The organism is Streptomyces sp. NRRL S-340, assembly GCF_000720185.1.
Taxonomy (GTDB): Bacteria; Actinomycetota; Actinomycetes; order Streptomycetales; family Streptomycetaceae; genus Streptomyces.
In genome coordinates this window covers 76,689-90,673 of sequence record NZ_JOIY01000013.1, presented here as the reverse complement: position 1 = coordinate 90,673, position 13,985 = coordinate 76,689, and the positions used below count along the sequence as shown (strand labels likewise).

14 protein-coding genes and 1 pseudogene are annotated in these 13,985 nt (G+C 72.5%); 8 read left to right on the top strand and 7 right to left on the bottom strand.

What is annotated here, in order from left to right; translation table 11 throughout:
- The first annotated feature begins 10 nt into the window (after positions 1-10).
- From IG64_RS12680 to IG64_RS12655, 7 genes and pseudogenes are all read left to right on the top strand, one after another.
- A complete protein-coding gene (locus tag IG64_RS12680; RefSeq protein ID WP_037855117.1) occupies positions 11-217 on the top strand; it encodes a hypothetical protein in 207 nt (68 codons plus the stop codon).
- A 70-nt stretch (positions 218-287) separates the two neighbouring features.
- Positions 288-437, top strand: a complete 150-nt coding sequence (locus IG64_RS41570) for a hypothetical protein (protein ID WP_199811579.1) — start codon at positions 288-290, stop codon at positions 435-437.
- 205 nt (positions 438-642) lie between these two features.
- Positions 643-1,161, top strand: a complete 519-nt coding sequence (locus IG64_RS12675; RefSeq protein WP_037855116.1) for a nitroreductase family deazaflavin-dependent oxidoreductase — start codon at positions 643-645, stop codon at positions 1,159-1,161.
- 150 nt (positions 1,162-1,311) lie between these two features.
- The gene (locus IG64_RS12670) at positions 1,312-2,025 is read left to right on the top strand and encodes a DUF3566 domain-containing protein (protein ID WP_037855115.1); all 714 of its coding nucleotides are present in this window, start codon (positions 1,312-1,314) and stop codon (positions 2,023-2,025) included.
- Positions 2,026-2,123: 98 nt separating this feature from the next.
- The gene (locus IG64_RS12665; protein WP_051812765.1) at positions 2,124-4,175 is read left to right on the top strand and encodes a flavin monoamine oxidase family protein; all 2,052 of its coding nucleotides are present in this window, start codon (positions 2,124-2,126) and stop codon (positions 4,173-4,175) included.
- Positions 4,176-4,457: 282 nt separating this feature from the next.
- Positions 4,458-5,549, top strand: a complete 1,092-nt coding sequence (locus IG64_RS12660) for a hypothetical protein (protein WP_037855114.1) — start codon at positions 4,458-4,460, stop codon at positions 5,547-5,549.
- A gap of 12 nt (positions 5,550-5,561) precedes the next feature.
- Positions 5,562-5,861 (top strand): annotated as a pseudogene (locus IG64_RS12655) (TlpA family protein disulfide reductase); the annotation flags it as partial.
- Positions 5,862-6,048: 187 nt separating this feature from the next.
- Here the strand turns inward: IG64_RS12655 and IG64_RS12650 are convergent.
- The 4 genes from IG64_RS12650 to IG64_RS12635 form a co-directional block, all read right to left on the bottom strand.
- Positions 6,049-6,975, bottom strand: a complete 927-nt coding sequence (locus tag IG64_RS12650) for a DMT family transporter (RefSeq protein WP_037855192.1) — start codon at positions 6,973-6,975, stop codon at positions 6,049-6,051.
- Positions 6,976-7,255: 280 nt separating this feature from the next.
- On the bottom strand, positions 7,256-8,056 hold the full coding sequence (locus IG64_RS12645; RefSeq protein ID WP_420709918.1) for a ribonuclease BN: 801 nt from the start codon (positions 8,054-8,056) through the stop codon (positions 7,256-7,258).
- A gap of 81 nt (positions 8,057-8,137) precedes the next feature.
- Complete coding sequence (locus IG64_RS41135) at positions 8,138-8,392, bottom strand: DUF3040 domain-containing protein (protein ID WP_037855112.1); 255 nt, start codon at positions 8,390-8,392, stop codon at positions 8,138-8,140.
- Positions 8,393-8,727: 335 nt separating this feature from the next.
- Positions 8,728-9,288, bottom strand: a complete 561-nt coding sequence (locus IG64_RS12635) for a hemerythrin domain-containing protein (protein WP_037855111.1) — start codon at positions 9,286-9,288, stop codon at positions 8,728-8,730.
- 260 nt (positions 9,289-9,548) lie between these two features.
- Between IG64_RS12635 and IG64_RS12630 the strand changes: the two genes are divergently transcribed.
- Positions 9,549-11,186 carry a ubiquinol-cytochrome c reductase cytochrome b subunit gene (locus IG64_RS12630; protein WP_051812779.1) on the top strand — a complete coding sequence of 546 codons (1,638 nt, stop codon included), beginning with the start codon at positions 9,549-9,551 and terminating at the stop codon, positions 11,184-11,186.
- 72 nt (positions 11,187-11,258) lie between these two features.
- Here the strand turns inward: IG64_RS12630 and IG64_RS12625 are convergent, their stop codons facing one another.
- The 3 genes from IG64_RS12625 to ctaD form a co-directional block, all read right to left on the bottom strand.
- Positions 11,259-11,735 carry an SPW repeat protein gene (locus IG64_RS12625; protein ID WP_199811577.1) on the bottom strand — a complete coding sequence of 159 codons (477 nt, stop codon included), beginning with the start codon at positions 11,733-11,735 and terminating at the stop codon, positions 11,259-11,261.
- Positions 11,736-11,870: 135 nt separating this feature from the next.
- Entirely contained in the window at positions 11,871-12,263 is a 393-nt protein-coding gene (locus IG64_RS12620) for a cytochrome c oxidase subunit 4 (RefSeq protein WP_037855109.1), read from the bottom strand.
- Positions 12,260-13,978 (bottom strand): cytochrome c oxidase subunit I, encoded by a 1,719-nt coding sequence (ctaD, locus tag IG64_RS12615; protein ID WP_037855108.1) that lies wholly within the window; start codon positions 13,976-13,978, stop codon positions 12,260-12,262. Before ctaD ends, IG64_RS12620 begins: the two co-directional genes overlap by 4 nt.
- Between the last annotated feature and the right edge of the window lie 7 nt (positions 13,979-13,985).

Below are 13,985 nucleotides of genomic sequence, written 5' to 3'. Positions count from 1 at the left end.
GGAGCGGACCATGGGCAGGATCAGAGTCGGCAGGCCCGATGTGCGGCCCGACACCCCCGGCCACGTCGCCGGGCTGCACGAGGGCAACAAGGGCCCTTACGCCCGCCAGCCGGGCCACCACGAGGACGGAACGTCCGACGCCCGCCGCTCCACCGGCATCCACTGGAAGAAGCACAACGCGATCCTGAAGATCATGCCCAACATCTCGCCCGGATGACCGCGGGGCGCGCGGGAAGCGCGAGGCGGGCGGGACCGGAAGGGCCGGGCGAAGCAGGGAAGGAGCCCCGATGACAGGCAGGCAGGTACTGGCGGCGGAGGCGGGTGTGCTCGGCGCACTCGTGCTGGCGCTGCTGGCCCGGGAGATGCCCGGGATCGTCCGCGAGGTGCGGATCTGGCGGATGGTCGGTCTCCGCCCGGGCTGCCGGCATCCGCGCTGACCCCTGTCGGCGGGCGGTGTGCTCTCAGAGCTGCGGACGAAAGTGGGTTCCGGTCGGCGGGCGGTGTGCGGTGCGTGCGGTCGCAAGGCGCCGGAACATCCTTGTGGCGGAGCTGCCAGGGTCTTCCGGCAACGCGGCGAGGGCGCGTGCCGGGCGCCGCCCGCCGGGGCCCATGTCTGTTCGCAGCTCTTATAGACTCGCCGCCGTGGGGGAGCGGCCCGAACCGGTCAGGCACCGCCCGCCGCCCACGGGCTGGCAGCGGGCCGTCGCCCGTCTGCCCCTGCGCCTGTACCGGGCGGGACTGGGCCCGTTGTCCGGGCAGCGGATGCTTCTTCTGCACCACACGGGGCGGACGTCGGGCCTGGACCGCACCGTGGTCCTCGAAGTGGTCACGAGGGACCCGGCAGGCGGAAGCTGGACCATCGTGTCCGGCTTCGGGCCCGAGGCGGACTGGTACCAGAACCTGCGCCGACGGCCGGAGACGTGGATCCAGGTCGGCAACCGCCGCCACCGTGTCACCGCGCGCTTCCTGCCGCCGCAGGAGGGCGGCGACCTCATGGTGCGCTACGCCCCCCGGCACCCCCGCCTGGCCCGCCGCCTGTGCGCGTTCATGGGCTTCCGCGTGGACGGCAGTGAGGCCGGCTACCGCCGGGTGGGCGAGTCGATCCCCTTCGTCCGTCTGGAAGCGGTCCCCGGTCCCGGAGCAACGAGGCCGTTCGGGTGAACCGCGCGTGCGGGCCGCCGCCGCCGCGCTTAGCGTCGGAACCGCACGGATCCCACGGCTCAGCCCCGCCCCGTCCCGTTTCGCCGGCACGGCGCGGGGCGGGCACCGCCGGGCGCCGTGGCGTGACGCGACCCCGCGGAGGAGACGGACATGGGCCGAGGCCCCAGGCGCACCGACGCCGACGCCGGCATAACCACCGGGACCGGCACGGGAACCGGCACAGGGACCGGTGCCGGGACCGGCACTGACACCGGGACCGGCGGCGGTGCCGCCGAGACCCGCACGATCGCGGACGCCGACGCCCCCGAGGACACCCGCGAGGGCACCGGCACGGACGCGGCCACCGGCGAGGCGGGCACGGACGCGCCCGCCGGCACCCGCACGGACGCCCCCAGGGACGCCGGCCCCGACGCGCCCACCGGCGGCGCGGGCACGGCGGCGCCCGCCGGCACGGACGGAGAGACCCGGCCGGCGGCCGGGGACCTCCCGTGGCCCCCGAACGTCCGGGACGCGCGGATGCGCATGGACACCGCCGAACCCTGGACGCTGATGGTGTCGAGCTTCCTGCTCTCCGTCGGACTGGTCCTGTGCGCGGCCGTCACAATGCCCCCGGTGTGGATCCTGTTGCGGTTGCTGGGCCAGGACCCCTGGCCGCCCGCGAGTTGGCTGGCGGTGTGCGCCGTCGGCACCGTCGTGCTGGTCACCGCCTTCACGACGCTGTGCACCTTCCTCTACAACGTGGTGGCGCGCTGCGCGGGCGGCGTCGAGGTGACCCTGGACGAGGAACTGCGGGAGACAAACCGGCTCGCGCCCGCCGCCGGGCGCGCCCCGGGGGCGTACGGAAGCGCGCACCCTCTCGAATGAGCAGTGTGCGAGGGCGAGTTCTCCGACGCGCTCGCTCGTTCAGGTGACCGGTGATCATCTCCGCTCGGGGGACTCCGGCGGTGCCCTATCCAGGACGTATGCATGAACTCCGCACCGCAGCCAGCCAACCCCCGTTGTCCCGGCGGCGGTTCACGACCGCAGCCGGGACGGCCGCCGGCGCCGGCGCCCTCGGCCTGGGCGCCGCCGAACCCGCCACCGCGGCACCTCCCGCCCAATCCGCCGCACCGGCCGCCCCGGCCGTCCCGGGGCAAGCCCCCTCGGCGCCCCGCTCCACCGCCGACTGGGACACCTGCCTCGCCGTCGCCCGCGCACTGCTCGTCGTCGACGCCCACGACAAGCCCCTCGTACCGGGGTACGAGAAGATCCTCGGCTCCGGCCTGCCCCGCACCGGCGCCGAAGCGGCCAAGAAGATCCTGGTCGTGGGCGCCGGACCGGCCGGGCTCGTCGCCGCCTGGCTGCTCAAGCGCGCCGGACACCACGTGACGTTGCTGGAGGCCAACGGCAACCGCGTCGGCGGGCGCATCAAGACCTTCCGCACCGGAGGCCATGAGCACGCCGCGCAGCCGTTCGCCGATCCGCGGCAGTACGCGGAGGCCGGCGCGATGCGCATCCCCGGCAGTCACCCCCTGGTGATGCACCTGATCGACCGGCTCGGCCTGAAGAAGCGCCCGTTCCACCTCGTCGACGTCGACGCCTCCGGCAAGCCGGTCAACCACGCCTGGCTGCACGTCAACGGCATCCGTGTGCGCCGCTCCGACTACGCGAGGTCCCCGCGCCGCATCAACCAGTCCTTCGGCGTGCCCCGCAGGTACTGGGACACGCCCTCCTCGAAGATCCTCGCCGGCGCCCTCGACCCCGTACGCGACGAGTTCAGCACGGTCGGACCGGACGGCAGACGGGTCGACAAACCCATGCCCGAGCGGGTCCAGGGCTGGGCGAGGGTCGTGCAGCGCTACGGCGACTGGTCGATGTACCGGTTCCTGACCGAGCAGGCCGGCTTCGACGAGCACACCATCGATCTGATCGGCACCCTGGAGAACCTGACCTCACGGCTGCCGCTGTCCTTCATCCACAGCTTCATCAGCCAGTCCCTGATCAGCCCCGACACCGCCTTCTGGGAGCTGACCGGCGGCACGGCGACGCTCCCGGACGCGCTGCTGCGCCAGGTGTCCGACGTGCTGCGCCGCGACCGGCGCGCGACCCGCATCGAGTACTGGGACGCCGGCCGGCAGCGGGAGTCCGGTGCCGACGACACCCCGCACGTACGCCGGGACGGCCCCCACGTGTGGATCGACACCGTCTCGGAAGGCCGCGACGGCAAGGTCGTGCGCGAGCAGTTCACCGGCGACCTGGCCGTCGTCACCGTGCCGTTCTCCGGGCTGCGGCAGGTGCAGATCAGCCCCCTGATGTCGTACGGCAAACGCCGTGCCGTCGCCGAACTGCACTACGACAGCGCGACCAAGGTGCTCCTGGAGTTCAGCCGCCGCTGGTGGGAGATGACCGAGGCCGACTGGAAGCGCGAACTCGACGCCGTCCGCCCGGGACTCCACGACGCCTACCGGCGCGGGAAGGCCCCCGCCGACGGCAGCCTGCTCGGGGCGCACCCCTCGGTGCCGCGCGGCCACATCAGCCCGGCGCAGCGCGCCCACTACGCCGCCACCCGCTGGGCCGGCCGCGACCAGCCGGAGGCCGCGCACATCACCGGCGGCGGGTCCGTCTCCGACAACTCCAACCGCTTCATGATCAACCCCTCGCACCCGGTGCCGGGCAGCAAGGGCGGAGTCGTCCTGGCCTCCTACAGCTGGGCCGACGACGCCTCCCGCTGGGACTCCTTCGAGGACGAGGCCCGCTACCCCTACGCCCTGCGCGGACTGCAGCAGGTGTACGGGCAGCGGATCGAGGTGTTCTACACCGGGGCCGGCCGCACCCAGAGCTGGCTGCGCGACCCGTACGCGTACGGCGAGGCGTCCGTACTGCTGCCCGGCCAGCACACCGAACTGCTCGGACACATCCGCGCCCCCGAGGGACCGCTGCACTTCGCCGGGGACCACACCTCGGTGAAGCCGTCCTGGATCGAGGGCGCCGTCGAGTCCGGGGTACGCGCCGCACTGGAGGCCCATCTGGCCTAGACCCTGCGGTCACGTTCCCGCCCGCCCCGCGACGCCTGGCACGCCCTCTCGCCGCACCGGACGAAAGCCTGGGTACGCCCAGTACGTGGACTTCCGTCCGGCACGCCGGCAGCACGCACCGGACGCCGCGGGGCCGCCCTGCGGGCGACGGCGGGAAGGCGACGACAGGACCTGGGGCCCGCCGGAACGGAACACCCCAGGTGGGCTGTCCGGACGGCCCGCCTGGTCCCGTCAGGGGTGGAGTCCTGTTTGAACCCGCCTCCATCCGTGCACCCCTCAGACATGGAGGACCGCGACCGGCCGGAGCAGGGGCCCGCCTGCTCCGTCGACCTCTCCCATCGCGTACGGGCCCACCGCCCCGTCGGCAAGGGCCCCGAGGCGGTCGTCGTCGACCCCGACCGGCGGCGTGTCCACGTGGCGTGCTCCCGCAGCAACGCGGTCGTCGCCCTGGAGCTGGACGGGGACCGGGCCGGCCCCGTGTGGCGGGCCGAGGTCGGACGGGAGCCGATCCCGATCGTCCTGGACCGGCCGAGCGGGCGGATCTTCTCGGCGGACGCGCGCTCCGACACGGTGACCGTGCTCGACGCCGCGACCGGCGCCCGCCTCGCCCAGCTCCCGGTCGGCGCCTATCCCGCCGGACTCGGACACCATCCGGGGCTGCGCCGGGTCTACTCCGGCGACACCGCCGACGGCACGGTCACCGCGATCGACGCCGACCGCCTGGAAGTGGTCGGGACCGTGCCCGCGGAACTCGGCGCGGGCAGCATCGCCGTCGACACCGAGCGGGACCGGGGCTACTGCGCCAACTTCATGGCGGGCTCCCTGACCGTCTTCGACGCGGCCTCGCTGCGGCCGCTGGAGCGGATCGCCGTGCGCGAGGGCCCCTGCAAGGCGGTGGCCCACCCGGCCGCCGGACACCTCTACGTGGCCAGCTCCCTGCACGGCACGGTCACCCGGATCTCGCTCGGCACCGGCGCGGTCCTCGACGAGATGACTGTGGAGCGGGCACCCGTCGGCATGTGCGTGGACGCGGCGCGTGAGCGGCTCTACGTCTGCAACCGGGGCGCGGGCACGGTGAGCGTCCTGAACACCGCGACCGGCCGTGAGACGCACCGCATCACCGTGGGCAACGCCCCCGGCGACTGCGCCCTGGACCCGGTCTCCGGCGCCCTGCTGGTGTCCAACGCGGGCAGCGGCACCCTCAGCTTCGTGGACCGCCCCTGGCTGCCCGGTCCCGTACAGCCCGCGGTGCACCCGCTGGTGGGCCGGCCGCTGCCCGCGTTCGAACTGCCCGACCTGCGCGGCGGCCGGATCCGGACGTCTCGGGAGTGGGCCGAACGCAAGTATGTGATCAACTTCTTCGCCAGCTGGTGAGGCCCGTGCAACGCGGAGGCGCCGGTCCTGGAGGAGCTGCGCCGCCGTACGGCCCGGTCCGGGCTGGACGTCGTCATGATCAATGTCTGGGAGAACACCGATCCCCGGCAGGAGGCCGCGAACTTCGCCGCCGTCTGGGACATCGGTGCCACGGTGCTCCTGGACGGCACGGGTGAGTACGCGGCGCGCCTGGGGATCCGCGGGGTGCCCACGAACGTGCTCGTCGACGGCCGCGGTGTGGTCCGCGCGGTCGGCGGCACCACCCCCGCCGAACTGCACGCCGCGGTCGAGGCCCTGCTGACGCAGGAGTGAATGCGCCATGCGCGGCCGGGCGGCCGGGCATGGCCTGACGGCCGGGCTGCCGGGCGGGGTGTGACGGCCGGCAGCCGCGCCGCGGTGGCCTGTCGGCCGCGCGGCTGTTGCACGGCGGGGCGGCGCAAGCTCGCCCGGGGGCCGGGGAGTCAGGGGCCGGGGAGCGGGCGGGGCCGTGGCGTCCGGGTCAGGACCGCTGGGAGGCGGACCGCTCGGCGTCGGGGCCGGACCCGTCCCGCTCGTCCGGTGTGGTGTCCCAGCCGCCGTCGGTGGCCGTGGCGCGGGCCAGCCCCACGCTGCCCGCTCCGATGAGGGCGACCCCGATCGCCTCGGGCACCACCCGCACCCCGAGCCCGATGTACTCCTGGAACAGCACCCAGCCCAGCGCCACGCTGGTCAGCGCGTCGCCGAGGGTGAGCGCGGGCTGGGACGCGGTCAGGCTCCCGGCGCGGAACGCGCTCTGCAGCAGCAGGAAACTGAGCGCGCCGACCACGAGGGTCGCGTACGGGGGCCACTGCGTCAGGACGGCGCCCACGCCCTGCCCGAGCCGCCCCATGACCTCCTTGAGCAGCGCCGCCGTCGCGGCGAACGACACCGCGGACGCCAGCCCCAGCAGAGCCGCCCGCGCGGCACCCCGCACCAGCCGTGAGACGGCCACCACGGCGGCCACCACGCCGAGCACCACCGCGCCCACCAGGAGCCACAGGTGCGGCTCGGCGGTGGTCCGGCCCTCGGAGGGCGAGGCCGCGCCGAGGAAGAGGGAGAGCCCCACGGCGAGCGCGGCGAACGCCAGCCAGGTCCGCCGGTCGGGCGGGCGGCGGAAGACGACGCTGCCGACGGCCAGCGTGAACAGCAGTTCGCTGGCCAGCAGCGGCTGGACGAGTGACAGACTGCCGACGGCCAGTGCCGCCGCCTGCAGCACGGTGGACAGCGCCAGCAGCCCCGCACCGGCGAGCCAGTGCGGCCGCCGCAGCACCCGCACGAGCCAGCGCACCGCCTGCCGCAGCCCCGAACCGCTCGCGGACTCGTCCGTCGCGGCCCGCCGCTGCAGCACCGAGGCCGAGGCGTTGGACAGCGCCGCGAACAGGGCCAGCACGATCGTCAGAGCGCTCACCGGCACTCGCCCGGCTCCGTCGGCCGCCCGTCGGCCGGGCGGTGCCCCGGCGCGCGCCGGGGCGGACCGGCGCGGCCGGTCCGTGCGGCGCCGCCCGGGCACGGCAGAGGCAGGAAGCGGGACCGGGCAGGGGCGTAGGACACGGCGACCGACCTCGGCTGCGACGGGAACACCGGGGCGGCGCAGCCGGGCTGCGGGCGCCCCGCGGTTCGGACGGGCTGGGCGGACACGGAGTATCCCGGCGCTCGCGTCACCAAACGTGTCCGCTGCCCGGCGCGCCTCACCTCCGGTGCCGCGTCCAGTGGTGCTCGCAGAACCAGCGGCCGAACATCGCGCCGCCGTAGACGACGAAACCGACCCCGGTCAGCCATGACTCGACGACGAGGACGATGCCGACGGTGCCGTAGCTGATCGCGTTGTCGACGATGAGCGGGGTGAAGACCAGGTAGGAGAAGACGCGCAGACCGCCCAGTCCGATCATGGTGGCCACGGCGCCCGGCAGCAGCGTCCGCCAGCGGAGCTGGCCGCCCAGCAGGAAGTGCTGGCCCCACCAGAAGAACAGCGCCCCCGTGGTCGCGGACACCGCGATCCGTGGCAGCCCGTGGAACTGGTGCCCGTTGAGCACCTCCTGGTACAGGTACGCGGTCAGTACCCCCAGCCAGGTGACCTGCCGCCACACCCGGTGCCACGGTCCCGGCGGCAGGCCCCAGATCCGTTCGTAGCCGTTCTGGACGCTGCCCGCGAAGGAGACGCCGAACACGGCGAGCAGGATGCCGCCCCAGACGCTCGTGGTGCCGATCACCTTGACCGGCGGGGTGATGATGTCGGTGAGCACGCGGGCGGAGCGGCCGGACAGCCCCATGCCGTCGACCAGCCACGAGGCGAAGCCGCCCTCGCCCAGCGGATCGGCGGCGGCCACGACGATGAGCAGGGGCGCCAGGGTGACGAGGGAGAGGGTGGCGAACCCCATGGCCCGGTGCATCAGCTCGAGGTCGCGGCCGCGCCGGACCAGGGCGTAGGCGCCGAGCCGGTGCTCCAGGCCGAGCACCGCCTGCCGGACCCGCGGCACGTGGCGCTTCACGACCGCCACTCTGCACGCGCGCACGCCCGGCCGCAACGCGCGGTCGGCCGGCCGGCGGCGCCCGCACCGGTCACCGCGTCGCTAACCGCGCCCCTGGGGGTGTTCCCGGACCACCTGCGGAGGTCTGGGATGTTCGTCGGCCGTGCCGGCGGCGAGCGCGGTCGTCAGGGCCAGCAGCGTCATGACGACGGCGGCGAGCAGGTACACGTGCCGCCGGCCCGGGGCTCTCGGCCGCGGGGCGGTGATCTGCTCGAACGTCTCGAGCTTCGACGCCAGGAGCGGGTCCTGTGCCACCAACTGTTTCTCTATCCGCGCGAGTTCGCGATCGACGTTCACGGGCGGACTCCTTCGGATCCGGCACTGCGGCGGGATACGGCGGTGACCTCCGGCGTACCGCGCGGCCACCCACCCGGCGGAGCGCGAAGAGACGACCCGGCCCCCCTGGGGGAGAGGCACTGCGGTCCGTAGCTCCGCAGTACCCCTCCCGGAGCCCACCGACGCGCGGATCGGCCACCGTCCTTCCGCCTCGGGCCGCCGGGCCCCCGCCCGGCGGGGCGCCGCCCGCGGCGCCCCCACGCGACGGCCCTCCCGCACACGGCCCTCTCGCACACGGCCCGCCGGGCGCGGGCCGTGCCGTCCCGGTCCCGTCCCGTCCCGTCAGGCGAGGCGTCTCATCGGCGTCCGCGGCGGGTGGTCAGGTCGCGGAGGCGGTCCCAGGGGCCCCACACCTGGGCGGTGAGCTTGACCAGGGGGGCCGAGTCCGGGGTGGTGGAGCGGGGGCGGGTGGGGGCGGACGCCGCGGTGGCCCGGGCCTTGTCCCCGAGGTCCCGCAGCGCCTCGGCGGGGCACAGGGCCTGCAGGCGGGGGAAGAGCAGCTGCTCCTGCCCGACGATGTGCTCCGTCGCCCGGGCGACCACCGCGAGCAGCAGCCGCCCGGACTCCTCGCCGCCCGGCTCCGCGGCCTCCAGGGACACCAGCAGCTCCTCCAGCTCCTGGTGCGCGGCCAGCTCGCGCTCCGCCCACCGGTCACCGTCCGGCAGGTACCGGCGCACCGCCGGGTACAGATGGGCCTTCTCCACGACCGAGTGGCGGACCAGCTCCGCACAGACCTGCTCCACCAGGGCCGACCGCTCGCCGGTGTCCGGGCGGACGGACCGGATGCGGTCGAAGAGGTCCTGGATCCGCTGGTGGTCCCGCGTCAGCTCGTCGACGATGCCGCTGCGACTGTCCACTCCTGCTCCTCGCTGAGCCGCCGGGCCGCGCGGCGCCCCGCCGGGAAACGGTGCGTGGCGACCGGGCCCGCGGGGTCCGCCGTGTGGCAATGGGGGTGTTCCCGGCACGCCTGCGCGACGCGTCCGGACCGCACACCCAAGATTGAAGCACCTGGCAGCCGGGCGTTCCGGGCCCGCCGCGCCACCGGGGCCGCCCGGCGGACGCCGGAGACCCACGTGACACGTAACGACGCGTAAAGGAGCGTGATGCGGGCGTGCTGATGCGGCGGCGCAGGGAACGGGTGGAGGCGAGGGCGCGGCAGGCCGCGTTCCAGGCGTACGTCGTCGCGGACCGCAGGGCACCGGTCTCGGAACTGGCCGGGCAGGTGCTGCGCAAGGCCTTCCCCGACCACTGGAGCTTCCTGCTGGGCGAGATCGCGCTGTACGGCTTCGCCGTGCTGGTGCTCACCGGGAGCTTCCTGACGCTCTTCTTCGATCCCAGCCTGGCCGAGGTGCCCTACCACGGGCAGTACGCCCCGCTGCGGGGCGTACTGGTCTCCAAGGCGTACGAGACGACCCTCGACCTGAGTTTCGGGGTGCGCGGCGGACTCCTGATGCGCCAGATGCACCACTGGGCCGCGCTGGTCTTCGTGTCGGCCATCGGGGTTCACATGCTGAGGATCTTCTTCACGGGCGCCTTCCGCAGACCCCGGGAGATCAACTGGTTCGTGGGCGTGACCCTGTTCCTGCTGTCCCTCCTGGAGGGCTTCTGCGGCTACTCCCTCCCGGACGACCTGCTGTCCGGCACGGGCCTGCGCACCGCCAACTCCATCGTGCAGTCGATCCCGGTGGTCGGCACCTACCTCGCGTTCTTCGCCTGGGGCGGCCCGTTCCCGGGGCAGGCGATCATCAGGCGGCTGTACATCGTGCACGTCCTGTTCGTGCCCGGTCTGCTGATCGCCCTGATCACCCTGCACCTGTTCATGGTCGTGTACCTGAAACACACCCAGTGGTCGGAGCCGGGCAAGACCAACCGCAACGTGGTCGGGCAGCCCATGTTCCCGTCCTTCATCGGCAAGTCGGCCGGCCTGTCGCTGATGGTCTTCGGCGTGCTCGCCGTCATGGGGGGCATCGCGCAGATCAACCCGATCTGGAACTTCGGCCCCTACATCCCCGACCAGGTGTCCACCGACGCCCAGCCGGACTGGTACGTAGGGTTCCTGGAGGGGGCGCTGCGGCTGATGCCCGGCGTGGAGTGGAACGTCGCCGGGCACACCTTCATGTGGAACGTCCTGCTGCCCGCGGTGGTGCTCCCGGCCCTGCTGTTCCTCGTGCTCTACAGCTATCCGTTCTTCGAACGCTGGATCACCGCCGACCTGGTGGAGCACCACCTGTGCGACCGTCCGCGTGACCGGCCCGTGCGCACCGCACTCGGCGTCGCCGCGGTCGTCTGGTACGCCGTCCTGCTGCTGGCCGGGGGCAACGACGTGCTCGCGGTCACCTTCAGGATCTCCGTCAACGGGCTCACCTGGATCTTCCGGGTGGCGTTCTTCCTGGCGCCCGTCCTCGCCTACCTGATCACCAGGCGGGTCTGCCTGGCGCTGCAGCGGCACGAACGGCACCTGCTCCAGGAGGGCGAGGAGACGGGTGTGGTGTACCAGGACCTGCCCGGCGGCATGTCGGAGCGCCACGAGGGCATCGACCCGCGGCACCGCTACAAGCTCCTGGTCAGGGAGATCCCGCTGCCGCTGAATCACCCGGGGCCCGGAGCCCCGCTGCGCCACCGCCTGCAGGCCTCGCTCAGCGCCTGGTACTACGGCGAGCGCGTGGACATGCCGACCACGGCGGAGGAACGCCTCCAGATCGGCGGGCGTACGGCCGATCCGGTGGCGGGCGGCGCCGGTTCCTCCCGCGAGTGACAGCGCGCCGTGCCCGTACGGGGTGTGCGGGCACGGCGCGCTTCCTTGTGTCAGCGGTGGGTTGGTGGTGTGTCAACGCTGGTGGGTACGGCCCCGGCGTGCCACGCCGATCGTCAGTCCCATGGCCGCCAGACCCAGCGCGGCGGTCACCGCACCGACCCAGCAGTTGTTCCAGATGATGCCCGCCCGCGCGCCGTGTGTGAGGGTGACCACCCACGGGGAGATGAACAGCCACACGCCGAGCGGCACGAGCGCCCACGCCAGCCGGAACATGCGTTCCGGGGCCAGCGCCAGGCCGAGCCCGATCACGCCGATGGTGATGCCGACGATCAGGTTGTTGACGGTGATGGCGGGCTGGATCGCGAAGTGCACGACCCACGGTGAGATCGCGGCGTAGAGGCCGGCCAGGACGACCAGGCCTTCTATGGCGATCGCCGGGGCGCTCGATGCGGTGCGCTCGAGCCGTTCCCGCATCTCCGCCATCTCGGGATGCGAGCCCATCATCTCCGGATGGGCGCCCACGTCACTGGAGCGATGTGGATACGACATTTCTGTCGTCTCCTCTCCAAAAGGGGGTTCCTTTGCCTTATGCAAGGGTTCCCCCGTCGGAGTGACTTATGCACCTTTTATCCCGAATTCTCGCGCGAGCAGGATGACGGCACCTTCACCGCGCGGCCAGGGAGGTCAGCCGTCCTGACGCCCCACATAGGCGAGCACCATGCCGATCAGCCCCACCGCGAGGACACCGATGCCGATCATGAAGAGCCAGAACCCGTAGATGATGCCGAGGGCGCAGATGGTGACCGCCGCCGCGGTGATGACCGGGTGCCCGCTGTGCGGCGGGAAGAAGTCGACCCGGCCGCTGCGCTCGTGGATCTCACCCGTCGGCCGGTCCTCGGGACGTTCGCCCTTGCGCCGGTGGTTGACGAGGCAGAAGAAGGCGATCACGGACGCCATGAAGCAGGACACCGTCAGGGCGGCGATGCCCGCCGGCTCCCGCGCGAACCAGATGTAGGCCACGTCGGTGAGCAGGAAGAACACGGCCACGCCGGCGAAGAGGTAGGTCTCGGATTTCATTCGCTCTGCGTCCCCAGGGTGTCGGGTGTGGGCTCCACGGTGCCGTGCCCGGACGCCGGCAACTCGCGCAGCATGTCCGGATGGTGCAGGTCGAAGGCGGGGGAGTCGGACCGGATGCGGGGCAGCGCGGTGAAGTTGTGCCGGGGCGGGGGACAGGACGTCGCCCACTCCAGCGAGCGGCCGAACCCCCACGGGTCGTCCACCTCCACCCGCGTGCCGTCCCGGCTCGTCCTCCACACGTTGTACAGGAAGGGCAGCGTGGACAGGCCGATCAGGAACGCGCCGATCGAGGACACGGTGTTCAGCGCCGTGAACCCGTCGGCCGCGAGGTAGTCGGCGTAGCGCCGGGGCATGCCCATCTCGCCGAGCCAGTGCTGGACGAGGAAGGTCGTCTGGAAGCCGACGAACAGCGTCCAGAAGTGGATCCTGCCGAGCCGCTCGTCCAGCAGCGTGCCGGTGATCTTGGGCCACCAGAAGTAGAGCCCGCCGAACGTCGCGAAGACGATCGTCCCGAAGAGCACGTAGTGCAGGTGGGCCACGATGAAGTAGCTGTCGGTGAGGTGGAAGTCCAGCGGCGGGGAGGCGATGAGGACACCGCTGAGCCCGCCGAGCAGGAAGGTGACCATGAACCCCATCGACCACAGCATCGGCGTCTCGAAGGAGAGACTGCCCTTCCACATGGTGCCGATCCAGTTGAAGAACTTCACCCCCGTGGGAATGGCGATCAGGAACGACAGCAGGGAGAAGAACGGCAGCAGCACCCCGCCGGTGGCGAACATGTGGTGGGCCCACACCGTGGCCGACAGCATGGTGATCGCGATCGTCGCCCCCACCATGCCGACGTATCCGAAGACCGGTTTGCGGCTGAAGACCGGGATGATCTCCGTGACCACGCCGAAGAACGGCAGCGCCACGATGTAGACCTCCGGGTGGCCGAAGAACCAGAACAGGTGCTGCCACAGCAGGGAACCGCCGTTGGCGGGATCGTAGATGTGCGCGCCGAACTTGCGGTCCGCCTCCAGCGCCAGCAGCAGCGCCGTGAACACCGGGAAGGCCAGCAGCGCCAGGATCGAGGTGAACAGCACGTTCCAGGTGAAGATCGGCATCCGGAACATCGTCATGCCCGGCGCCCGCAGGCACAGGATCGTGGCGATGAAGTTGACGGCGCCGAGCGTGGTGCTCAGACCCGCGATCGCCAGGCCCAGGGCCCACAGGTCACCGCCGTGCCCCGGGCTGTGCTCGGCGCTGTTGAGCGGGGCGTAGGCGAACCAGCCGAACGGGGCCGCGCCCTCGTCGACCAGGAAACCGGACAGCACCGTGAGCCCGCCGAACAGGAAGAACCAGTAGGTCAGCGCGTTGAGCCGGGGGAAGGCGACATCGGGGGCACCGATCTGCAGCGGCATGATCGCGTTGGAGAACCCGGCGAACGTCGGGGTGGCGAACAGCAGCATCATGATCGTGCCGTGCATGGTGAACAGCTGGTTGTACTGGTTCTCGTCCAGGAACTGCAGTCCCGGACGCGCCAGCTCGGCCCGCATCAGCATCGCCATGATGCCCGCGGCCAGGAAGAAGCCGAACGCGGTGACCAGGTACAGGTTGCCGATCTTCTTGTGGTCGGTCGTGGTCAGGTAGTCCCGGATCCGTTCACCGGTACTGGGCCGGGCCGGACGCGGGCTCCTGCGCGACGCCCCCACGCCGGGATGTGTGTGTGACATGAACGCC

Excerpts from the sequence above, each read along its gene's own strand:
- IG64_RS12665 (WP_051812765.1), top strand. The coding sequence starts at position 2,124 with ATGCATGAACTCCGCACCGCAGCCAGCCAACCCCCGTTGTCCCGGCGG.
- ctaD (WP_037855108.1), bottom strand. The coding sequence starts at position 13,978 with ATGTCACACACACATCCCGGCGTGGGGGCGTCGCGCAGGAGCCCGCGT.
- IG64_RS41570 (WP_199811579.1), top strand. The coding sequence starts at position 288 with ATGACAGGCAGGCAGGTACTGGCGGCGGAGGCGGGTGTGCTCGGCGCA.
- IG64_RS12625 (WP_199811577.1), bottom strand. The coding sequence starts at position 11,735 with ATGTCGTATCCACATCGCTCCAGTGACGTGGGCGCCCATCCGGAGATG.
- IG64_RS12670 (WP_037855115.1), top strand. The coding sequence starts at position 1,312 with ATGGGCCGAGGCCCCAGGCGCACCGACGCCGACGCCGGCATAACCACC.
- IG64_RS12630 (WP_051812779.1), top strand. The coding sequence starts at position 9,549 with ATGCGGCGGCGCAGGGAACGGGTGGAGGCGAGGGCGCGGCAGGCCGCG.
- IG64_RS12620 (WP_037855109.1), bottom strand. The coding sequence starts at position 12,263 with ATGAAATCCGAGACCTACCTCTTCGCCGGCGTGGCCGTGTTCTTCCTG.
- IG64_RS12660 (WP_037855114.1), top strand. The coding sequence starts at position 4,458 with ATGGAGGACCGCGACCGGCCGGAGCAGGGGCCCGCCTGCTCCGTCGAC.
- IG64_RS12680 (WP_037855117.1), top strand. The coding sequence starts at position 11 with ATGGGCAGGATCAGAGTCGGCAGGCCCGATGTGCGGCCCGACACCCCC.